General features: G+C 68.4%; 18 protein-coding genes. 8 read left to right on the top strand and 10 right to left on the bottom strand.

The features are described 5' to 3' along the window. Nucleotides 1-149 precede the first annotated feature (149 nt). Together OE647_RS15890 and OE647_RS15885 are read left to right on the top strand one after the other, a co-directional pair. Nucleotides 150-584 carry a carboxymuconolactone decarboxylase family protein gene (locus OE647_RS15890; protein WP_263722741.1) on the top strand — a complete coding sequence of 145 codons (435 nt, stop codon included), beginning with the start codon at nt 150-152 and terminating at the stop codon, nt 582-584. A 74-nt stretch (nt 585-658) separates the two neighbouring features. Then, a complete protein-coding gene (locus tag OE647_RS15885; RefSeq protein WP_263722740.1) occupies nt 659-1,333 on the top strand; it encodes a TetR/AcrR family transcriptional regulator in 675 nt (224 codons plus the stop codon). Between the two features lie 3 nt (nt 1,334-1,336). Here OE647_RS15885 and msrA read toward each other — a convergent pair whose 3' ends face one another. The 3 genes from msrA to OE647_RS15870 all read right to left on the bottom strand — a co-directional run bounded on the left by msrA (nt 1,337) and on the right by OE647_RS15870 (nt 5,581). Further along, nucleotides 1,337-1,999: a peptide-methionine (S)-S-oxide reductase MsrA gene (msrA, locus tag OE647_RS15880; RefSeq protein WP_412174966.1), complete on the bottom strand. Its 663-nt coding sequence runs from the start codon at nt 1,997-1,999 to the stop codon at nt 1,337-1,339. A 98-nt stretch (nt 2,000-2,097) separates the two neighbouring features. Then, entirely contained in the window at nt 2,098-3,333 is a 1,236-nt protein-coding gene (locus OE647_RS15875) for an MFS transporter (RefSeq protein ID WP_263722739.1), read from the bottom strand. 52 nt (nt 3,334-3,385) lie between these two features. Beyond that, nucleotides 3,386-5,581, bottom strand: coding sequence for a primosomal protein N' (locus tag OE647_RS15870; RefSeq protein WP_263722738.1), 2,196 nt, complete (start codon nt 5,579-5,581; stop codon nt 3,386-3,388). An 84-nt stretch (nt 5,582-5,665) separates the two neighbouring features. On the opposite strand from OE647_RS15870, the gene fsa reads away from it, so the two are divergent. The 4 genes from fsa to OE647_RS15850 are packed head-to-tail and all read left to right on the top strand — an operon-like array spanning nt 5,666 to nt 8,759. After that, complete coding sequence (gene fsa / locus OE647_RS15865; RefSeq protein WP_263722737.1) at nt 5,666-6,319, top strand: fructose-6-phosphate aldolase; 654 nt, start codon at nt 5,666-5,668, stop codon at nt 6,317-6,319. A 54-nt stretch (nt 6,320-6,373) separates the two neighbouring features. Then, nucleotides 6,374-7,081: a DUF484 family protein gene (locus OE647_RS15860; protein ID WP_263722736.1), complete on the top strand. Its 708-nt coding sequence runs from the start codon at nt 6,374-6,376 to the stop codon at nt 7,079-7,081. Between the two features lie 16 nt (nt 7,082-7,097). After that, the gene (locus OE647_RS15855) at nt 7,098-8,027 is read left to right on the top strand and encodes a tyrosine recombinase XerC (RefSeq protein ID WP_263722735.1); all 930 of its coding nucleotides are present in this window, start codon (nt 7,098-7,100) and stop codon (nt 8,025-8,027) included. 39 nt (nt 8,028-8,066) lie between these two features. Then, a complete protein-coding gene (locus OE647_RS15850) occupies nt 8,067-8,759 on the top strand; it encodes a CDP-alcohol phosphatidyltransferase family protein (protein WP_263722734.1) in 693 nt (230 codons plus the stop codon). Between the two features lie 12 nt (nt 8,760-8,771). Here OE647_RS15850 and OE647_RS15845 read toward each other — a convergent pair whose 3' ends face one another. Beyond that, the gene (locus tag OE647_RS15845) at nt 8,772-9,224 is read right to left on the bottom strand and encodes a methylated-DNA--[protein]-cysteine S-methyltransferase (protein ID WP_263722733.1); all 453 of its coding nucleotides are present in this window, start codon (nt 9,222-9,224) and stop codon (nt 8,772-8,774) included. Continuing rightward, nucleotides 9,224-12,190, bottom strand: a complete 2,967-nt coding sequence (gene ileS / locus OE647_RS15840) for an isoleucine--tRNA ligase (protein ID WP_263722732.1) — start codon at nt 12,188-12,190, stop codon at nt 9,224-9,226. The genes OE647_RS15845 and ileS overlap by 1 nt, the downstream gene beginning before the upstream one ends. 233 nt (nt 12,191-12,423) lie before the next feature. Between ileS and OE647_RS15835 the strand changes: the two genes are divergently transcribed. Next, nucleotides 12,424-12,840, top strand: a complete 417-nt coding sequence (locus tag OE647_RS15835; RefSeq protein WP_263722731.1) for a group III truncated hemoglobin — start codon at nt 12,424-12,426, stop codon at nt 12,838-12,840. Here OE647_RS15835 and OE647_RS15830 read toward each other — a convergent pair. From OE647_RS15830 to OE647_RS15820, 3 genes are all read right to left on the bottom strand, one after another. Next, nucleotides 12,837-15,587 carry a DUF2339 domain-containing protein gene (locus OE647_RS15830; protein WP_263722730.1) on the bottom strand — a complete coding sequence of 917 codons (2,751 nt, stop codon included), beginning with the start codon at nt 15,585-15,587 and terminating at the stop codon, nt 12,837-12,839. The two genes, OE647_RS15835 and OE647_RS15830, sit on opposite strands and share 4 nt — an antisense overlap. 70 nt (nt 15,588-15,657) lie before the next feature. Further along, nucleotides 15,658-16,653, bottom strand: coding sequence for a YcjF family protein (locus OE647_RS15825; RefSeq protein WP_263722729.1), 996 nt, complete (start codon nt 16,651-16,653; stop codon nt 15,658-15,660). 43 nt (nt 16,654-16,696) lie between these two features. Next, nucleotides 16,697-18,112, bottom strand: coding sequence for a YcjX family GTP-binding protein (locus tag OE647_RS15820; protein WP_412174965.1), 1,416 nt, complete (start codon nt 18,110-18,112; stop codon nt 16,697-16,699). Nucleotides 18,113-18,219: 107 nt separating this feature from the next. On the opposite strand from OE647_RS15820, the gene truA reads away from it, so the two are divergent. After that, nucleotides 18,220-18,987, top strand: a complete 768-nt coding sequence (gene truA / locus OE647_RS15815; RefSeq protein WP_263722728.1) for a tRNA pseudouridine(38-40) synthase TruA — start codon at nt 18,220-18,222, stop codon at nt 18,985-18,987. 95 nt (nt 18,988-19,082) lie between these two features. Here truA and OE647_RS15810 read toward each other — a convergent pair whose 3' ends face one another. After that, nucleotides 19,083-21,137 (bottom strand): 3'-5' exonuclease, encoded by a 2,055-nt coding sequence (locus OE647_RS15810; RefSeq protein WP_263722727.1) that lies wholly within the window; start codon nt 21,135-21,137, stop codon nt 19,083-19,085. Continuing rightward, nucleotides 21,130-21,534, bottom strand: a complete 405-nt coding sequence (locus OE647_RS15805; protein WP_263722726.1) for a response regulator transcription factor — start codon at nt 21,532-21,534, stop codon at nt 21,130-21,132. Before OE647_RS15805 ends, OE647_RS15810 begins: the two co-directional genes overlap by 8 nt.

Below are 21,534 nucleotides of genomic sequence, written 5' to 3'. Positions count from 1 at the left end.
TGCGGGAGGTCAAGCCGGACCCCGGGCAAGACCATCCCCCGCCTGTCGATCACGGAGTCGTGAATTGATTTCTTACAGTGTAAGTTTTAACAATTTCATACCGCCTTACGCCGTAAGGCAATCACCGAATCCAGAAAGGAAGGCCGAAGATGACCCGCTTCACCACCGCCGCTTTCGTTTTCTCCACGCTGCTTGCCGTACAGCCCGCGATCGCGGACGACGCCGAGGTCAAGGCGACCCTCGACGACGTTCAGGCCACGTTCGGGGGCGTGCCGACCTTCATGGCCTCGGTCTCCCAGGCAGCACTTCCGGGCCTGTGGAAGCAATACAAGGAACTGGAACTCTCGCCAGATACGGCCCTTGATCCGAAGACAAAGGCCCTGATCTCACTCGCCGTCGCGGCGCAGATTCCTTGCGACTACTGCATCTGGGCCGACACCGAGTCCGCCCATGCGGCCGGCGCGACGGACCAGGAAATTGCCGAGGCCGTCGCCATGGCCGGCATGACCCGCAACTGGAGCACGATCTTCCACGGGATGCAGGTTGACTTCGAAACCTTCCGCAAGGAGCTTGGCGGCAGCTGAGCGCTGGCCCGACACATGCCCCCGGCGCGCCCGCCCGCGCCGGGATTTCAGCGTCAGAGCGAGACAGGGGACCGATGCCGGAGACCAGCCAAAACCCGGGAAGGAAGAGGCGCGAACCGCTCAACGCCGAGCGGATCGCGCAAGAGGCCATGGCCCTTGTGGACGAGGCCGGGCTGGATGGATTCAGCTTCCGCAATCTCGCCGCCCGTCTGAACTGCCAGGCGATGAGCCTTTATCACTACTACCCCTCCAAGGCGCATCTCTTCGAGGCGCTGGTCGGGATCTGCATCAGCGAGACCCCGATCCCGCCCGAAGGCGCCCCCTGGCGGGCGCGTATTTTCGATTTTTGCGCAAGCTACCGGCAGACGGCGCTTCGACACCCCGGCTTCATTCTCTACTTCGCGACGTTCCGGCTGAACAACGCGGCCGGCATGGCCTTCCTTGAGGACATCGTAGGGATGATGGCGGCCTCGGGCCTTGGCGGACAGGCGCTGGCGCTACATTTCCGCGCGATCAGCTACTATGTCACCGGCGCGGCGATCGACGAAGCGATGGGCTATGCCAAGGGACCTTCCGCCGTGGACCCGGTGGCGGGCGAAAGGGCACGGGCCGACTTCCCCGCGATCACCGCGATCGGCGCCTATTTCGGCAAGGATCACCATCGCGCCATGTTCGAACATGGCCTGAACATCCTGCTTGACCGGATGGAGGCGGACGCGGCCAGCACGCGATCCAGCACCAGCCGATAGATCTTATGCCCGCGCCTCAGGCAGGCCGATCGGGCAGGAAACGCCCGTGCCGCCGATGCCGCAATAGCCATCAGGGTTCTTAGCGAGGTACTGCTGGTGGTAGTCCTCGGCGAAATAGAAGGTCGGAGCAGGCAGGATCTCGGTCGTGATCGGTCCGTATCCAGCCGCCGCCAGCTTTTCGCCGTAAAGCGCGCGGCTGGCCTTGGCCGCCTCGGCCTGGGCGGGGGTGAAGGTATAGATGCCCGACCGGTACTGGGTCCCCACATCATTGCCCTGCCGGTTGCCCTGCGTCGGGTCGTGCCCTTCCCAGAAGACCTTGAGCAGCGCCTCGTAGCTCACCACCTCGGGGTCGTAGATGACGCGCACGACCTCGTTATGGCCGGTCAACCCGGTGCAGGTTTCCTTGTAGGTCGGGTTCGGCGTGATCCCGGCGGCATAGCCGACCATGGTCAGCCAAACGCCTTCGGTCCGCCAGAACTTCCGCTCCACGCCCCAGAAGCACCCCATGCCGAAGATCGCCTCCTCCATCCCCGGCGGCACGGGGGCATCGAGCGGCAGGCCAGATATGAAATGAAACTCGGCCGTCGGAATCGGGTCCTTTCGGCCAGGCAGCGCCTCCTCGCTGGTGGGCATCCTGCTGGGCCGCGCGAACATATCCCTGAGCATCTGGGCTCCTCCTGCGCGTCAATCGCGGCGATTATAGGGTGCCCGCGCGCCGCGATCTATCCGCGCGCGTTCACATTAACGGCAGATGATGTGTCAGCTCACGCGGCGGGGACTGGCAAAGGGCGCGTCAGAAGGGTTTCCCGCCCGGGCTCGGGATGGCGCGGGATCAGGAACGCCAGCCCCAGCGACGCGGCCGCAATGCCCGCGGCGATCAGGAACACGGCGGCGGGCTGCGCGACCCAGACAAGGCCAAGGATCACCGGCAGCACAACGGCCGAGATATGGTTGATCGTGAAGGCCACGGCCGCCGTGGGCGCGATATCCTCGGGCGCGGCGATCTTCTGGAAATAGGTCTTGAGCGCGATGGCCAGCGCAAAGAAGAAATGGTCGATCACGTAAAGTGCCGCAGCCAGCACCACGCCCCAGCCGAACAGGTAGATCCCGCCATAGGCCAGGAACACCCCGACGAGCCCCGCATATTCGAAGATCAGCGCCCGCCGCTCACCCCAGGCTGCCACGACCCGGCCCATCAGCGGGGCGAAGATCATGTTGGCGACGAGGTTGATCAGGAACAGCCCCGTCACCTCATCCACCCGGAAGCCGAAGCGTTCGACCATCATGAAGCCCGCGAAGACCACGAAGATCTGCCGCCGGGCGCCCGCGAAGAACTGCAAGAGGTAGTAAAGCCAGTAGCGCCGCCGCAGGATCAGGCGCTTGATCTGGGGGTGCGGGGCCTCGAACCGGGGGTAGAGCACCAGGCAAGCGAGGCCGATCGCGGCCGTGAACCCGCCCGAGGCGAGATAGACGAAGTTGTAGGACAGCTCGAACCGGCGCCAGGTCAGCACGATCAGCACATAGGCGACCAAGGTGGCCGCCGATCCGGCCGCCGCGATCCAGCCCAGCGTCTGCGGCGCCCGCTTGCGGTCGATCCACTGGAGTTGCAGCGACTGGTTGACGGTCTCGTAGTAGTGAAACCCGATCGAGGACAGCAGCGTGATGGCCAGGATCCCGCCAAGCGAGGGGAACCAGGCCGTCACCGCCGTCGCCGCCCCCAGAAGCGTCAGGGACGCCAGGGCCAGGACCTGCTCGCGCATGAAAAGCAGGACCGCGATCACCCCGATGGCAAGGAAGCCGGGGATCTCCCGCACGGTGTGCAGCAGTCCGATATCGGCCCCGTCGAATCCCGCGACCGTGATGACGAAATTGTTCAGAAGCGCCGACCAGGTGGAAAAGGCCACCGGCATCGCCGCCGCCATCACGAAGAGAAGCGCCTGCGGCCGGCGCCAGAGCGGCAGGCCGGCGGTTTCGCGAAGGGGGAGGACGGGATGGGCCATGCGCCGGGCATATCCCGCCGGGGGCGCCTTGGCGAGGGCGAATTGCGGATCGCTACCAGAAGCTCTGCGGGTCGATGTCGATGGCCAGCCGCAGGTTGTTCGGCGGCCTCAGCTGCCCCACCCATTCGGCAAGGGCGGCCTGCAACGGCGCGCCCTTCGCGGCCTTGACCAGAAGCCGAACGCGGTGCCGCCCCCGAACCCGCGCGATAGGCGCGGGCGCGGGGCCGAAGACCTGCGCCCCGATCCGTCTGAGCGGCGCATCCCGACGCGCCAGTTCATTGCCGAAGTCGAAGACCGCCTGGACATCGGGCGAGGACAACACGATCCCGGCCAGCCGTCCGAAGGGCGGCATGCCCGCCGCCTGCCGCTCTGCCGCCTCGGCGCGCCAGAACGCCTCCTCCTCGCCCGAGAGGATGGCGCGGATCACGGGGTGTTCGGGCTGGTAGGTCTGCAAGAGCGCCAGCCCCGGCCGTTCACCCCGCCCCGCGCGGCCCGAGACCTGGCGCATCAATTGGAACGTGCGTTCGGCCGCGCGCAGGTCCGATCCCTGAAGCCCGAGGTCCGCGTCGATCACCCCCACGAGCGTGAGCAGCGGAAAGTTGTGCCCCTTGGCGACAAGCTGGGTGCCGATGATGATATCGGCCCCGCCGCCCGCGATCTCGCCAATCTTGTCCTTGAGCGCACGGGCCGAGGCGAAAAGATCCGAGGACAGGACGGCGACCCGCGCCTCGGGGAAGCGTTCGGCGACCTCTTCGGCCAGCCGCTCCACCCCCGGGCCGACCGGCGCCAGCCGCCCCGCCACCCCGCAAGAGGGGCAGGTTTCCGGCATCGGGGTCGTCTCTCCGCACTGATGACAGACAAGGCGCTTGAGGAAGCGATGCTCAACCATCCGGGCGTCGCAATGCGCGCAGCCGATCTGATGACCGCAGGCCCGGCAGATCGTGACCGGCGCATAGCCCCGGCGGTTGAGGAACAGAAGCGCCTGTTCCCCAGCCTTGATGCGCGCGCGGACCCCGGCCGCAAGCGTCGGACCGATCCAGCGGCTGGGTTCCAGCGTCTCGGCGCGCATGTCGATGGCGCGCATCTCGGGCAGTTCCGCCACCCCGAAGCGCGAGGTCAGATCGATGCGGGCGTATTTCCCCGCCTCGGCATTCACCCAGGTTTCCAGGCAAGGCGTGGCGGAGGCCAGAACCACCTGCGCATCACACAAGGACGCGCGCAGCACCGCCATGTCGCGGGCGTTGTAAAGCGCGCCGTCCTCCTGTTTGTAGGAACTGTCGTGCTCCTCGTCGACGACGATCAGGCCAAGATCCCGGAACGGCAGGAAAAGGGCCGAGCGCGCGCCCACGACCAGACCCACGCCGCCCTCGCCCGCCATGCGCCAGAGCCGCCGGCGCTCTGTCTGGGTCACGCCCGAATGCCATTCGCCGGGGCGCGCCCCGAATCGATCCTCCACCCGGTTCAGGAATTCGGCCGTCAGCGCGATTTCCGGCAAGAGGACCAGGGCCTGACGCCCCTGGCGCAGGCATTCCGCCACGGCCTCAAGATAGACCTCGGTCTTTCCGGACCCGGTGACACCCTTCAAGAGCGTCGTGCCATAACGCCCACCCGCCACCGCGGCGCGGAGCGTCCCGGCGGCCCCCGCCTGATCGTCGGCCAGCGCCTTGCCCGGCTGGTCCGGATCAAGGCGCGGATAGGGGACATCGCGGGGCGCGTCCTCCTCCGCCACTGCCCCCTGTTTCACGAGGCCCTTGACCACGCCGGAGGATACCCCCGCCAGCCCCGCAAGCTCACCAAGGGTAAAGGCCGCGCCGCCGTAATCCTCCAGCACCTCCAAGACGCGCGTGCGCGCGTCCGTCAGGCGATCGGGCGCCGACCAGCCCTTGCGATAGACCTTGCGCGGCCCCGGCGGATCGGCAAGCCCCGGCGCGCGGGTGGCCAGGCGCAGCATGGCGGGCATGGGCGTCAGCGTGTAGTCCGCGGCGCGTTCCAGGAAAGCGCGCATGGCGGCCCCCATCGGCGCCGCGTCCAGGACCCGCGTCACGGGCCGGATACGCGCCGGGTCGAAGCCCCCCTCGCCCGCGCCCCAGACCACGCCCATCACCCGGCGCGGGCCCAGCGGCACCTCGACGAAGGCGCCCGCGAAGCAGCCCCCCGCCGGCGCGCGGTAGTCAAGCGCCCGGCCCAGCGGCTCGGTCGTCAGCACCGCGACCAGTTCGCCGTCGTGGAAAAAGTCCCGATCCGTCAACACCCCCCTCCAAAGAAGGGTTCCGGCAGAGGCGGGCTTGCGCTAGAAGGGCCGCAAACAGCAGCTGCCATCCGGGGAACCGCCATGAAATTCTTCGTCGATACCGCCGACACCGCCGCCATCAAGGAACTCAACGACCTGGGCATGGTCGATGGCGTGACCACCAACCCCTCGCTGATCCTGAAGTCGGGCCGCGACATCATCGAGGTGACGAAAGAGATCTGCGACATGGTCTCGGGCCCTGTTTCCGCCGAAGTCGTGGCCCTCGAGGCCAAGGCGATGATCGCCGAAGGGCTGAAGCTTTCCAAGATCGCACCGAACATCGCGATCAAGGTGCCGCTGACCTGGGACGGGCTCACCGCCTGCAAGGCTTTCGCATCCGAGGGGCTGAAGGTCAACGTCACGCTCTGCTTCTCCGCCGCGCAGGCGATCCTCGCGGCCAAGGCCGGGGCCGCCTTCATCTCGCCCTTCATCGGCCGGATCGACGACATCCACTACGACGGGACCGACCTGATCGAGGATATCCGGATCATCTACGACAACTACGCCTTCGAGACCGAGATCCTCGCGGCCTCGGTCCGTTCGGTCAACCACGTCATCGACTGCGCCAAGATCGGCGCGGATGTCGTGACCGCGCCGCCCTCGGTGATCAAGTCGATGGCGAGCCACGTCCTGACCGACAAGGGCCTCGACCAGTTTATGAAGGACTGGGCAAAAACGGGGCAGAAAATCATCTGAGAAGGTGTATAGTAGGCGAAAAGTCAGTCTGATCAGGCAGATAAAGGGGCGGACATGACGGAAAGCGCGGCGATCGCAGCAGAACTGCGTGCCAAGATCATGGCCAGGCCGGAAGCGATCCTTGAGGATCGCGACGTGATGCGCGCCCTTATCGCCGCCAATGAGCGCGCGATGGGGGCGAATGTCGTGGATCTGCGCGGGGTCGCGATGGAGCGGCTCGAGGCGCGCCTGGACCGGCTCGAAGACACCCATCGCAGCGTGATCGCGGCGGCCTACGAAAACCTTGCCGGGACGAACCAGATCCACCGCGCCGTCCTGGCGCTTCTGGAACCGCCGAGCTTCGAGGCCTTTCTGTCCTGTCTCGCAACCGAACTCACCCAGATCCTGCGCGTCGAATCCATTCGCCTTGTGCTGGAAAGCGCCCAGGCGGACGAAGGGGCCGCCCTTGAACGCTTCCGCGACGTCCTCGTGGTGGCGGAGCCCGGTTTCGTGGAGGATTACATGCGCGGCGGCCGCCCGGCGGGCGGGCGTTCAGTCGTCCTCAGGCCAGTCCAGCCGAACCTCGCGGCGCTTTACGGCGACAAGGCCGAGTGGATCGGGTCCGAGGCGCTGATGCGGCTCGACCTTGGTGCGGGGCGGATGGCCGGGATGCTGGCGCTGGGCTCCGAGGACGGCGAGCAGTTCCGCCCGAGCCATGGCACCGACCTTCTGACCTTCTTCGCGGGTGTCTTCGAACGCGCCATGCGCCGCTGGCTGGGCTGAGCGCGGGGGCGCGCGCATGAGCCTCGCGATCTCTCCGGCGCTGCGCGAGGCTCTGGCGGGATGGCTGTCGCATCTCAAGGCGCTGGACGGGGCGGCGGCCAACACCCTTCGGGCCTATGAGGCGGATGTTTCGGGCTTCCTCGCCTTCCTCGCGGTGCATCACGGTGAGGCCCTGGGCCTCGGTCGCCTGAAGGACACATCGCAATCCGACATGCGGGCGTTTCTCGCCCAGATCCGCGGGGCGGGAAGCTCCGCCCGCTCCGCCGCGCGGACGCTCTCGGCGGTCAAGGGCTTCTACCGCTGGCTGTCCGAGCGCGAGGGCTTCGACGCGACGGCGGTCCTGGCCGCGCGCAGCCCGCGCTACCAGCGCAAGCTGCCGCGCCCGCTGGCCGAGGACGCCGCCCGCGCCGTGATTGGCACCGTGGCCGAAATGGCGCGCGAAGACTGGGTCGCGGCGCGCGACGCGGCGGTCGTGACGCTGCTTTACGGCTGTGGGCTGCGCATATCCGAGGCGATGTCGCTGACGGGGGCGGAGGCAAGGCTTCCGGCGGTCCTGCGTATCCGGGGCAAGGGCGGCAAGGAACGCATCGTGCCGGTCCTGCCGGCGGCGCAGGCGGCGGTGGCTGACTATGTCCGGCTTTGCCCCTTCCCGGTGGTGGACGAACCCGCCGCTGCGCTCTTTCGCGGGGCCCGGGGCGGGGCGCTCAACCCCCGCCTGATCGCGCGGGCGATGGAGCTTGCCCGCGGCGCGCTGGGCCTGCCCGCCAGCGCCACGCCCCATGCCCTGCGCCACAGTTTCGCGACCCATCTGCTGGCGGCCGGCGGCGATCTGCGCGCGATCCAGGAACTTCTGGGCCACGCCTCGCTCTCGACGACCCAGGCCTATACGGCCGTGGATGCAGCGAGGCTGATGGAAGTCTACGAAAAGGCCCATCCCCGTGCCTGAGCGGTTGCGCCACGCCGGCTTTTGCGCCAAGAGGGTCCCATGACGCCTCCTATCAAAGCCCTTCTCGTTCACCTTTTTACGGCGACCGGCGCGGTCCTTTCGATGCTCGCGATGCTGGCGGCGGCAGAGGGCAAATGGAGCATGATGTTCCTCTGGCTCGTGGTCGCGCTGGTGGTCGACGGGATCGACGGCCCGATGGCCCGGCGCTATCACGTCAAGACCCAGTGGCCCACCTATGACGGGGTGCTGCTGGACCTGATCATCGACTACCTGACCTATGTCTTCATCCCGGCCTTCGCGCTTTTTCAGTCGGGGCTGCTTCCGGGCTGGACGGGATGGCTCGCCATCATCGTCATCACCTATGCAAGCGCCATCTACTTCGTCGATACCCGCATGAAGACCAAGGATAATTCCTTCGCGGGCTTCCCGGCCTGCTGGAACATGGTGGTGCTGGTGCTGTTCGCGCTGGAGCCCAATTTCTACCTGATCACGGCCATCATCGTGGTGCTGGCCGCGACGATGTTCACCAACCTGAAGTTCATCCACCCCGTCCGGACCGAGCGCTGGCGGAGTGTCTCGCTGCCCATGGCGCTTGCCTGGACGGGCTTTGCCGGCTGGTCGGCCTGGCTTGACTTCGCATCGGGCAGCCTGGCGCACTGGGGCCTTGCCGTGACCTCGATTTACCTGCTGGTCGCGGGCGTCGCGCAGCAGGTCCTGCCCGAACGGGAATAGGCCGCCGCCCCCTCAGATCAGCAGCGACGCCGCGCCTTCGTGCTTCAGAAGCGCGACCTTTGTTTCCACGCCGCCGGGTGCCGAGAACCCGCCAAGGCCGCTGGCCCCCAGGATGCGGTGGCAGGGCACGATGACCGGAACCGGATTTGCGCCGCAGGCCTGGCCGATGGCCTGCGCCGGCGCGCCAAGCTCCTTCGCCAGATCGCCATAGGTGCGGGTTTCGCCGAAGGGGATGGCACACATCGCCCGCATCACGGCGCCGACCAGCCCCGAGGGGAAGAGAATGGGAAGGTCGAAAGCCTGCCGCGTCCCGGCGAAGTAATCGCCAAGCTGTCGGCAGGCTTCCTCAAGCAGGGACGAGCCGCCCTCAGGGACGGCCACCGCCCATTCCAGCCGGGTGATGGCCCCGTCCGCTTCGGTCAGGACCAGCCGGCCAAGCGGCCCGTCGAAGGCCGCCTGGTGCATCACCCCAGGACGTCGTTGCAGCGGTGGCAGGTGCCCGCATGGGCATGGCTGCCGACATCGGGCAGGATTTTCCAGCACCGCTGGCACTTCTCCCCGTCCGCCTTCTCGAAGACGACGCCGACGCCCGGGACCTCGGGCAGGCGGAAGGATTCCTCCGGCGCCGGGTCGGCGGTCAGCTGGATGTCCGAGGTGATGCAGATATCGGCGAAATCGACCGACTTCAGCGCCGCCAGAACCTCCGCGTCCTCGACATGCACGACCGGCGCGGCCTCAAGTGAGGCGCCGATGACCTTGGCGGTCCGCTGGATCTCCAGCGCGGCGGTGACGACGCGGCGCACGCGGCGCAGCGCGTCCCACTTGCGGGCCAGCGGTTCGTCCAGCCAGTCGGCGGGCGTTTCCGGCATGTCGATCAGGTGGACCGAGGACGCCTCGCCAGGGAAGCGGCAAAGCCAGACCTCCTCCATCGTGAAGACGAGGATAGGGGCGAGCCAGGTCGTCAGCCGGTGGAAGAGGATATCGAGCACGGTGCGGGCCGCGCGGCGGCGCAGCGCGGTCGGCGCGTCGCAGTAAAGCGCGTCCTTGCGGATGTCGAAATAGACCGCCGACAGGTCCACCGTGCAGAAGGTGAAGAGCGTCTGGAACACGCCCTGGAAGTCGTATTTCGCGTAGCCCTTGCGCACGACGTGGTCGAGTTCCGCCAGCCGGTGCAGGACCCAGCGTTCCAGTTCCGGCATGTCGGCGGGCGCGACCCGCTCCTCCTCGGCGAACCCGGCGAGGTTGCCCAGCAGGAAGCGCATGGTGTTGCGCAGGCGGCGGTAGCTGTCGGCGGTGCCCTTCAGGATCTCTTTCCCGATCCGAAGGTCCACCGTGTAGTCCGACTGCGCCACCCAAAGACGCAGGATGTCCGCGCCGTATTCGCCGATCACCTCTTGCGGGGCCACCGTGTTGCCCAGCGACTTCGACATCTTCATGCCCTTTTCGTCGAGCGTGAAGCCATGGGTCAGCACGCCCCGGTAGGGCGCGCGGCCCTTGGTGCCGCAGGACTGAAGCATCGAGGAATGGAACCAGCCGCGGTGCTGGTCGGTGCCTTCCAGATAAAGGTCGGCCAGCCCGTCCTCGGTCCCGTCGGGCCGGTCGCGCAGCACGAAGGCGTGGGTGGAGCCGCTATCGAACCACACGTCGAGGATGTCGAAGACCTGTTCATATTCGGACGGATCGACAATGCCGGAAAGCGCCTTCTCCTTGAATCCTTGCACATACCAGACATCCGCGCCCTCGGCCTCGAAGGCGGCCTTGATGCGGGCGTTGACCTCCGGATTGCGGAGCAGGAAGTCCGCGTCGGTCGGCTGCGCGCCCTTTTTGACGAAGCAGGTCAGCGGCACGCCCCAGGCACGCTGGCGCGACAGCACCCAGTCGGGCCGCGCCTCGATCATCGAATGCAAGCGGTTGCGGCCCGTGGCCGGGGTCCACTCGACCAGTTGATTGATGGAGTTCAGCGCCCGCTTACGGATCGTGTCCCCATAGGTGCCCATGCCGTCGTCCAGGCTCTTGTCGATCGCGACGAACCACTGCGGCGTGTTGCGGTAGATCAGCGGCGCCTTGGACCGCCAGGAATGCGGGTAGGAATGCTTGACCTTCCCCTTGGCAAAGAGCGCGCCCGCGTAGGCCAGCTGCTTGATGACCGAGACGTTGGCCGGGCCTTCCTTGCCGTCGGGCTGGATGATCGCCTGCCCGCCGAACAGCGGCAGGCTGATACGGTAGGTCCCGTCCGGCTCGACGTTATAGGTCATCTGGAGGTCCGGATAGTTCGGCCCCTGGAACCTGAGGAAAAGCTGATAGTCGTCGTCCCCGTGCGAAGGCGCGGTGTGGACAAAGCCCGTACCCGCGTCATCGGTGACATGATCGCCCGGCAGCATGGGCACGTCGTAGTCCCACTCACCGTTCGCGCCATCGACGCCCCGGAAGGGGTGCGACAGCGTCAGGGCGCGGAGTTCTTCGGCGCTCACATCGCGCAGGCGCGTGTGGCTTTCGACCTTGGCCGCGGTGAAGATGCTTTCGGCCAGCTTGTCGGCCACGATCAGCTTTTCGCCGGTCTTGGCCGAGGCGTTCTCGGCCACCGCGCCGACCTCGTAGAGACCGTAGGCGATCTCGGGGTTGAAGGCGACGGCGCGGTTCTGCGGGATCGTCCAGGGGGTCGTGGTCCAGATTAGAACGGAAAGGACGTTAGGGTCGCCCATCCTCGCCATCACATCTTCCCCTTCTGGCGCGAGGTTCTCGGGCGCCACCACCGGGAACCGCACCCAGATCGTGTGGCTGGTGTGATCGTGGTATTCGACCTCGGCCTCGGCCAGCGCGGTCTTTTCGACCGGCGACCACATGACGGGCTTGGAGCCCTGGTAGAGCGAGCCGTTCATCACGAACTTCATGAACTCTTCGGCGATCACGGCCTCGGCGTGGTAGGCCATGGTCAGGTAAGGGTCGGCCCAGTTGCCGGTGACGCCCAGGCGCTTGAACTCCTCGCGCTGGATGTCGATCCAGCCCTCGGCGAACTTGCGGCATTCCTGGCGGAAGGCGACGGTCTCGACCTCGTCCTTGTTCAGGCCCTTGGCGCGGTACTGCTCCTCGATCTTCCACTCGATCGGCAGGCCGTGGCAGTCCCAGCCGGGGACGTAGCGCGCGTCCTTGCCCATCATCTGCTGGGACCGCACGACCATATCCTTCAGCACCTTGTTGAGCGCGTGGCCAATGTGCAGGTGACCGTTTGCGTAAGGAGGGCCGTCGTGGAGCGTGAAGGGCGCGCGCCCTTCCTTTTCGCGCAGGCGGTCGTAGACGCCGATCCGTTCCCAGCGGGCGAGCCAATCGGGCTCGCGCTGGGGAAGGCCCGCGCGCATGGGAAAGTCGGTTTCGGGCAGGAAGACAGTATCGCGGTAATCGGGTGCGGTCTTTTCAGGCGTGTCGGCGCACATCTTTTGCGTCCTTGGCAAGGGGATCGGATCAGGGGCGGCGCGAGGGCTCATACGCCTTGTCCCGGCGACTGAAGGCTCAGTGCGCCGGGCAGGTAATTCGAATGATGATCGCGGATATGCGCCTCATGGCCGGGGCTTATACGAAGGCCGCCCGCGTTGGTAAAGGGGCGCGGCAAAGCGTCCCTTGCCCCTGCGGCGCTTTCGGCGCAGGAATGGGGCCGAAAGGACCCGTCATGCCGCCGCCCCGCCCCCTGCCTCCGCGCTTCGAAATCACGCCGGAAGAGATCGAGACCGTCGTGACCGAGTTCTACGCGGCCATCCGTGAACATCCCGGCCTGGGTCCCGTCTTCGCCGCCCATGTGACGGACTGGCCCGCGCATGAAGCCAAGATCGCCGCCTTCTGGCGCAACGCGATCCTGTTCGAGAAGAGCTATGACGGCAATCCGCTGATGGTGCACAAGGCGGCCGGGAACGTCCGGCCGGGCATGTTCGACCCCTGGCTGGGGCTGTTCGACAGCGTGCTCAGGCGCAACTTGAGGCCCGAAACCGCCGCCGCCTGGTCGGCGCTCGCGCACCGCATCGGACAGGGCCTGCGCTACGGCGTGGTGGAAACGACACGCTTCGACGACGGCGTCCCGAAGCTGCGCTAGCCGTCGCGCGCCCCCCCCTGCCGTGCCGCGACCCAGCGGTTCAGAAGCCCCAGGCCGATCAGTGCCAGACCAAGCGCCAGCAGCGAAAAGACCCGCGTCAGCCCGGTCAACCCCGAGATGTCGATCAGGAAGACCTTGGCGATGGTCAGCGCGATCACCGTCATCGCCCCGCGCCGATAGCCAACCGAGCCGCGCAGCAAGGAATAGTAAAGCAGCCCCGCGCCCACGACCATCAGCGCGACGGTGTAGCTGTAAAGCTCCCCCTGCAGGACGCCATCGACGCTCAGGTCGCGGCCCTGCCAGATGCGGCGGATCTCAAGCCCGGTGTAAAGCGACACAAGTGCGACGCCGCCCATGGCCAGCAGCACGCGCAGCGCCTTGTGCAAATGGCGAAGCCGGGTCAGCGCCAGCAGGATCAGCAGCCCCGGCGCGGCATAGGCCACAAACAGCGTATCGAGGATCGGAGGACCGAGGACATCGTCGCTGCGCCCGCCGATCAGGCCCCAAAGCGGGTTTGCGAGGATCGCGGCCAGTGCCAGCCCCCCAGCGGCAAGCAACCCGGCGACCACGGCGATCGCCCAGCGCAGCCAGCGCATCGCGCCGCCCAGTTGCACGCGGTGAAGCTGGGCCAGCATGGTGATGAGCCAGGGCAGAGCGTTCAGCGTGAACCCCCAATGCGACACAAAAGCGTCGCCGCCACGATCCAGAAGCCAGCGCAAGAGCATCACATTGGCAAAAAGCGCCGCGTATCCCCAAAGCGCGCTTTCCAGAAACACCCGCGCCACCTTCCGGTCGAGATCGCGCAAGAGGTAGAGCGCGCCACCTGCCGCCGCGACCGCGCCCGCGTAAGAGGCCATGACCTCCCACAGGGGGCCGCGATCGACGGCCCAGTCGAGGCCCGGGTCGATCACCAGCCGCCAGGTCAGCACCGCGGCGGCGGCCTGGATGAACCAGCCCATTTCGGGCAGGCGGAAGCGCCGGTCGAGCGCCGCCGCGACCACGATCAGAACCCCGAGCGCGAGGCTCAGCGCCCCTTTCGTCAGGATCAGGAACAGCGCCAGCGCCACAAGCGACAGGGTCGAGAGCACCGCGTAGGCCGCACGGCGGCGGTCCTCTCCGTCGGCGGCGGCGAACCGCAACGCCAGACCGGCCATCAGGGCGGCCAGCGCGATGACATGCAGCGCCCAGGTATACGCCCCGAGAACGGCCGAGGGGTTCCAGAACAGCTCCAGCACCAGCGCGGCAAGCGGCGCCGCAAGGGTCGCACCCGCCGCCCAGCCGGCCCGCCACTGCGACGCGCGTGCGCTTTGCCGCGCGGCGGCCAGTGTGATCGCAAGGGCCAACGCCAGAAGCAGGGCCGCCGTCATCGGGGGCGCGGTCTCGGGGGCGCGGAGGGCGATGGCCCGGGCCGCGTATTCGGCGGCCAGCGGCCCGTGGTCCAGCCCCTCGAACCCCAGGCGCAACAGGAAACCTGCGGCGGGGATGGCTGCCAGATCGCTCAGCGCAGGCGCCCCCTCGGCCCAGATGATGAGGGCCAGCGCCAAGGCCGCGAGGCAGAGCAGGATCAGCAGGCTTTCGGCACCGGTCCCGGTCGCCATGTCCACCAGCCAGACCACCGACAGCGCGATGGCGCCTGCGGCAAGTTGGGTAGGGAACAACGGCTTGGCGGCGCGGCGCAGTACCGCCTCGGCCAGCGTCGGGCCCTGGTGGTCGGGCATGAACCCGCGCGCGGGGATGCAGACCGCGACCCCGGCCAGTGCGACAAGCGCCAGCCCCGCCCAGCCTGCGCCCCCGGCGCCTGCAAGCACGAGCCAGGTTCCCCCATAGCCCAGCACCAGAGCAAGCACCGAGACCCAGGCCCAGCGGCGGATCGTGTCGACAGTCAGCCCGATCGCGGCCAGCAGGGTGAAGTAGCCGTAAAGCCAATAGGGCGCCTCACTTTCGCCCCCAACGACAAAGGGGGCGGCGGCCGCGCCGATCAAACCGACAGCCGCCAGGAACGGCCCGTGGAACCAGCCCAGGACCACCGCCAGCGCGGCCGTCAGGAGAAGCCCCGCGAAGGCCGTCTCCGACCCGATCAGACCATACAGCTGGCGTGCGGCAAGGATGCCCGCGAAGATCGACACCAGCCCGGCGCCGGAGAGCGTCGAGGGGACATAGGCCGTCACCGCGCCGCTGTCGTCGCCCCAGCGACGGCGCACCCATTCCCCGCCGGCGATCAGGATCAGGCCGAAAAGAATCGCGCCAAGAACCCGCACGGGCGGCGGCAGCAGGCCTTTCTCGACCCCGTATTGGACAAAGAAGACCCCCGCGAGCGCCAGCGACAGGGCCGAGACGACATAGACCCAGTTCGCGACGATCCAGGTGCCGAGAGCCGACACGCGCTCGGGCGAAGGCTGCGGCCTGGCGAACGGCGGCCTCTCTTCCTCGGGGGGAAGGCTTGACCAGGGGCCGGAAACGGGGGCGGTTTCCGGTGCTTCCGGCTCAGCGGGCGCGGGTGCCGCAGCCTCGGGCACCGGTTCGGGTTCTAGGGCGAAGGGCGCTGGCTCGGGGGCGGGTTCGACCGGGGTTGCGGCTTCCGGAGTGCGCACCGCATCGGCCAGCCGCGCGAGTTCCCCGATCCGCGCCTCAAGGGTCGCCACCCGGCCCTTCAGCCGCGAAAGGGCGACGAAAAGCACGATGACGGCTACGGGAATCGCCATGTACAGCGCGAGGAAGAAGAGGTCATCGAAGATGTTGAAGATCATGCCCTGCCCCCTTTGTGCCGGCGATATCCCGCCTTTTCCCAAGTGATAGCCGATTTCCGCCTCAGGTCGCTCAGGATTTTTCCTGCCCCCCGCCGGAGAACAACCCCGCGAGCCCGCGGCTGATCAGGTTGGTCACGCGCGGCCTGGGCAGGGCGCGGAAGGGCATGGGCCGGCAAAGCTCCATCGCCGCGATGCCGACCCGTGCGGTCAGGGCGCCGTTGATCACCCCCTCTCCGAAGCGGCGCGACAGCTTGGCCAAGAGCCCCCCGCCCGCAACGGAATGGATCAGGTCGTCCCCCACCGCGACGGCGCCGGTCGCCACCAGATGCGCCATGACCCGGCGCAGGAGCCGCCAGCCCCCGAAGGCGCCGGTACGCCCGCCGTAGATCTCCGCGATGCGGCGGATCATGCGCAGGTTGGCAAAAAGCGCCGCCGCGACATCGGCCAGAGCCAAGGGGACGATCGCCGTCACCGCCGCGACCTGCCGGGCTGAGCCCTCGATCTCCGCCCGCGCGGCCTTGTCGAGCGGCCCCATCAACTCGCCCTCTGCCAAGGCGATCAGGGCGTCGGCATCAAGGACGTCGCGCCCCTGGTCCTTCAGCCGCGCGAGGCCCCAGGCCGCGTCCTCGCGCCCGGCATAAAGCGCTTCGAGTTGTCCGACCACCCGCCGCGCCGCCTGAAGATCGCCCGCCGCGATGGCGGCATCGACCGCGTGCGACAGCCGGTCGATCCGTGCGAGCCGCAGGTAGGCCGACACCTCACGCAGCGCCAGAAGGACCAGCGCGAGCACGAAGGCCAGGACCAGGACCGCCGCCACCCACCCGAGGATCGGGCTCGACGCCAGCAGGCCCTCGACGAAGCGCCACGCCATGACAGAAGCGATGAAGGTCACGAGCGCCGAGAGCGTGGCCAGCGCAAACCGCCCCAGCGCGCTTCCCCGACGCCCCGCGACCGCGACCGCCCGCTGCATGGCGCGACCCTCGGCCGGCAGGTCCGGGACCGGGGGCGCTGCGGCCGGATCGACCGAGGCCGGTGCGTCATGTTCGATCAGGACCGGTCGCTTCATCTGCCCGCACCCCCTGCCCCCCGTTCAACGCACCATTCCCGCATCAGAGCAGATCCCCGAACAGAAACTCTGCTGCACGGTCCAGCCGGATATGAGGCGGCCCCTCCCCCGCCCGAAGCGAAAGCCGCGCGGGCGCGAAGGCCATTACGGCATAATCGGCATCGAGCCAGCTTTCCGCCCCGCCATGGGCCTCGGCCAGCATGGCGGCGGGGCTTTCCGGCAATTCGCCCGGAAACAAGGCGGCCTCCCGCCCCCCATCGAGAAGGCGGCCGCGCACGCAATCCACCACCTCGCCGCCGCGCGCATGGCTTTCCTCGACCGTGGCGCGGAGCGCGGCGATGGCCATGGCCGCGGTCTCGGCCCCCGCGAAATCCGCCCGGTCGCGCGCCGAGCGGAGCAGCCCCGCGAGGAACCGCGTCATCCGGGCATGCTGCGCGTGGTGTAGATGGTCGGCCTTGGTCGCGGCGAAAAGGATGCGTTCCACCCGTCGCCCGCCCAGCAGCGCCGAGAGCCAGCCCGGTCGCCCGGGGCGGAAGGCGCTCAGCACCGCCTCCATCGCGCCGCGCAGGTCCTCGACCGCACGCGGGCCCACGTGGATCGCGCCCAGCACATCGACCAGCACCACCTGCCGGTCGATCCGGGCGAAATGATCCCGGAAGAAGGGGCGCACGACCTTGGCCTTGTAGGCCTCGAACCGCCGCGCCATCTCGTGCCAGGTCGAGCCGCGCACCACCCGGTCGGGCCGGGGCAGTGGGGCGAAGGTCAGGACCGGGGAGCCTTCAAGCTCCCCCGGCAGCAGGAAGCGCCCGGGGCCGCAGTCCGAATAGCCCGCCGCCTTCGCCGCCCTCAGGTAGCTTGCGTAATGCCCGGCCAGCGCCTTGGCCTGCGTCTCCTCGAACGGGGCGGCGGGGTCGATGGTGCGGAGGGCGTCCAGATAGCCCGCCGCCTCCGCCCGCGCCGCGATGCGGGTCAGCACCTCGCCCGACCATTGCGCGAAATCCTTCTCCATCAGCCCGAGATCCAGAAGCCACTCCCCCGGATAGTCCACGATGTCGAGGTTGACGCGCCGCTCGCCGCCCAGCCCCGCCAGAAGCCCCGAGGGCGCGATGCGCAGCGACAGCCGTAATTCGCTGACCGCGCGGGTTCCCTCCGGCCAATGCGGGTCGGGGCCGGTCAGGGCGGCCAGATGGCTTTCGAAGTCGAAACGCGGCACGGTGTCGTCGGGCTGCGGCTGAAGGAAGGCCGCAAGGATACGCCCTTCGGCGGCGGCCCGCAGGCCGGGCATGCGCCCCCGCTCCAGCAGGTTGGCGACAAGCTGCGTGATGAAGACGGTCTTGCCCGCCCGCGACAGGCCCGTGACGCCCAGCCGGATCGTCCGCGTTCCGAAGCCGCCGGTCAGCCCCTGGCCCAGCGCCTCGGCCCGTGCGGCCAGGTCGTCCACGAAATCGCCGATACCCAAGACCCGTACCCTCGCCCCTTGGCCTGCCGCTTTTCCCCAACATAGGGCCCCGCCGCCCCCGGCGGTAGGGGCGTTGCCAAGACGGTGCCGCCGGGGTAGGTCGGGCCATGCCCCGCTACGCGCTCAAGATCGAATACCATGGCGGCCCCTTCGCGGGCTGGCAGCGCCAGACCGGCCAACCCTCGGTCCAGGCCGCGGTCGAGGCGGCGCTGGCCAAGCTCGAACCGGGGCTGTCCTCCATCGCGGCGGCCGGGCGCACCGACGCGGGCGTCCACGCCACCGGCCAGGTCGCCCATGCGGACCTGAGCCGCGACTGGGACCCGTTCCGCCTGTCCGAGGCGTTGAACCACCATCTGCGCCCCGCCCCGGTGGCCATCCTCGCCGCCGCCCGTGTAAGCGATGACTTCCACGCCCGTTTCACCGCGATAGAGAGGCGCTACCTTTTCCGCATGATCGTGCGCCGGGCGCCGGTCACGCATGACGCGGGGCTTGTCTGGCAGGTGCGCGGCCCCCTGGATACCCAGGCCATGCGGGCAGGCGCTGCCCACCTGGTCGGATGCCACGACTTCACGACCTTCCGCGCCGCGCTCTGCCAGGCGAAAAGCCCCGTGAAGACGCTGGACGAAATCACGATCGAGACCCGGGACATTCCCCACGGGCGCGAAGTCCGCTTCCATCTGCGCGCGCGAAGCTTCCTGCACAACCAGGTCCGCTCGATCGTCGGCACGCTGGAACGGGTCGGGGCCGGCGGCTGGCATCCCGACCAGGTCCGGGACGCGCTGGAGGCGCGCGACCGCGCCCGCTGCGGCCCGGTCAGCCCGCCCCAGGGGCTCTACCTGACCGGCGTCGGCTACCCCGAAGATCCCTTCGCCTGATTACACACCCCGGGGCCCCAGCCCCCCTCTCTTCTTCATTGCCAAAAATACCCCGGGGGAGTCGCCGGAAGGCGACGGGGGCAGAGTCCCCCCTCTCAGGCGTTCAGGTCCTTGAGCAGCCGCCCGTGCTTCTTCACCTCGGCCAGGACATCGCCGAAGGTGCGGATGCCCTGCGCCTCCAGCATCGGCAGGAGCTTGAGGAAAGCGTCAGCGGTGGCGAGCGTGTCACCGATGGCGGTATGGCGCGCCTCTTCCGGGATGGTGATGCCCAGGCGGTGGGTCAGCGCATCAAGGCTGTGCGTCTCCCCCTGACCGAAGACGACGGCCGACAGGAGGACGGTGTCGAGGATCGGGTTGTCGAAGCGCGCGCCGATCTCCGCCTCGTGGCGGCGGAGGAACTCCATGTCGAAGGGCGCGTTATGCGCGATCAGTACCGCGCCCTCGGCGAAGTCGTGGAAGCGCCGGCCGACCTCGGCGATGCCGGGCGCATCGGCCACCATCGCCTCGGTGATGCCATGCACCTCGGTCGCGCGGGGCGGGATGGAACGGCCCGGGTTGACGAGCAGGTCCATCGCCTCGCGCTCCACGCGGCGGCCGTTGACGATACGGACGGCGGCAAGCTGCACGATCTCGTCGCCCTGGCTGGGCAAAAGGCCCGTCGTTTCGGTGTCGAAGACGACATAGGTCAGATCGCCGAGCGCCGCCTCCATCACCGCCGCGCTGCGGCCCTTCGACAAGAGGTCGAAATCATAGACGACCGCCCGCGAGATGGGCGCCGGGCGCCGGGCCGCCCGGCGGGCGTCGCGCAGCGGCAGGCGGATCACCGCCCGCCCGCCGGGCCGCCGTTCGGGCCAGCATTCCGTCGCGTGCGTGTCCAGCACCGCGCGTCCCGTGACATCGGGCGCCGCGGCATCGACCGGGGCGGCAAGCCAGCCGTCGAGGCGGCCGATGGCGATCGGATCGCCTTCCCACTCAAGGTCAATGACCGCGCCGGCCCCGTCCTCGGCAAGGCTCAGGGCGAAGCTCTGCTGTCCGGTCGCCTCCGCGACCGCCTCGGCAAGATGCGCGACCAGCGCCACGATCTCGAACCCGTCGCAGCGCAGGATGAGGTCGGCGGCCCCGGTCGTCATCGACAGGCCCGCGGCCTCGGCGCGCGCGCGCAACGAATCCGTCAGGTCCGCCGCGCGCACCATCGGAAGGGGCCACCAGCCCGCCCGCTCCGCGTCGTAGCGCGCGGCCAGATCGTTGACCGCGTGCACGAGCGTCGTCGCCTCATGCACCATGGCGCCCGCGACCTCGGGGGACCGGTTCCCCTCGGCCATCACGCCGATCGCGGTCTGCAGGTTCGCCGCCGGTCGCCGGATGCGGTCGAAGATTTCCGCCAGAAGGCGTTCGCGCGCCGCATGGGCGGCCAGATCGCCGGTCACATCGCGCAGCGTCAGCACATAGCCGCCGTCCGACAAAAGACGCATCCGCGCCGCCAGCACCCGCGCCCCTGAAACCGTTGCGCACAAAAGGTCCGAGGCCGCCTCGCCATCGCCGATGGCGATGAGCCTGTCATGCGCCTGCCGCACCGGGCCTTCGCGCAGATAGGCGAAGATCGAGCGATCAAGGCCAGGGGCCGCGCCGGCGCCCAGAAGGTCCACCGCCTGACCGTTGTAGAAGACGAGTTGATGATCGGCGGAGCACAAAAGCACCCCCACCGGCACATCGGCCAGCAGCGTTTCAAGCCGCGCCTTTTCCGCGGCCAGCCGCACGGTTTCCCGCTGCACGGCTTCAGCGAGGGCGTTGCGGGTTTCGCTAAGCGTTTCCGTGACCGCCGCCGCCGCCGGTGCCAGATCGCCCAGGTAGCGCGCGGCGTTTTCGTTAAGCGCCGCGCCGCCCGCATGGGCCTCGGCCCGCATCCCGCCGGCGATACGGCCGATGGCGCGGGCGACGTTCTCGTCGAACAGGAACCAGACCCAGGCGGTCAGGCCCAGGACCGCGAACCCGCCGACAGCCCCGGCCATGACGAAGGCCGACACGATCCCCGCGCTTTCAACCCGGTGATAGCCGACCCAGAGGCCGAGGACGATGGCCGCGATGCCCGCCGTGGCCAGGAAGGCGAAGAACAGGAAGACCCTGAGCCGGAGGCCCAGTCTCTCAAGCATCGCTGTTGCCCCCTTCGGCGTCGATCAGCCGCCGCAGTTCCTCGCGCAGTTCCTTCAGTTCAAAGGGCTTGGCGATGAAACCGTCTGCGCCCAGGGCCAACCCCTTGCGCCGTTCCATCGCGGAGCCGCGCGCGGTCATCATCAGGATCTTCACCCCGCGCAGGTCGGGGTCCATGCGGATGTCCTGGCAGATCTCGTAGCCCGAGACCTCGGGCAGCATCACGTCCAGAAGCACGACATCGGGGCGATCGGAGCGGATGCGCGGCATGGCCTCGGCGCCATTGGCGACCCGGTCGTGATCATAGCCTTCGCGCGTCAGCAGGTAGTCGAGCGCGATGGCGATGTTGTCTTCATCCTCGACAACCAGAACCCGCGGTTTCGTCGCGCTGTCCGCCAT

This window comes from Albidovulum sediminicola (assembly GCF_025751575.1).
In the GTDB taxonomy this organism is placed as follows: domain Bacteria; phylum Pseudomonadota; class Alphaproteobacteria; order Rhodobacterales; family Rhodobacteraceae; genus Albidovulum; species Albidovulum sediminicola.
The sequence above is the reverse complement of the archived record's forward strand: the minus strand, read 5'-3'. Positions and strand labels throughout refer to the sequence as shown.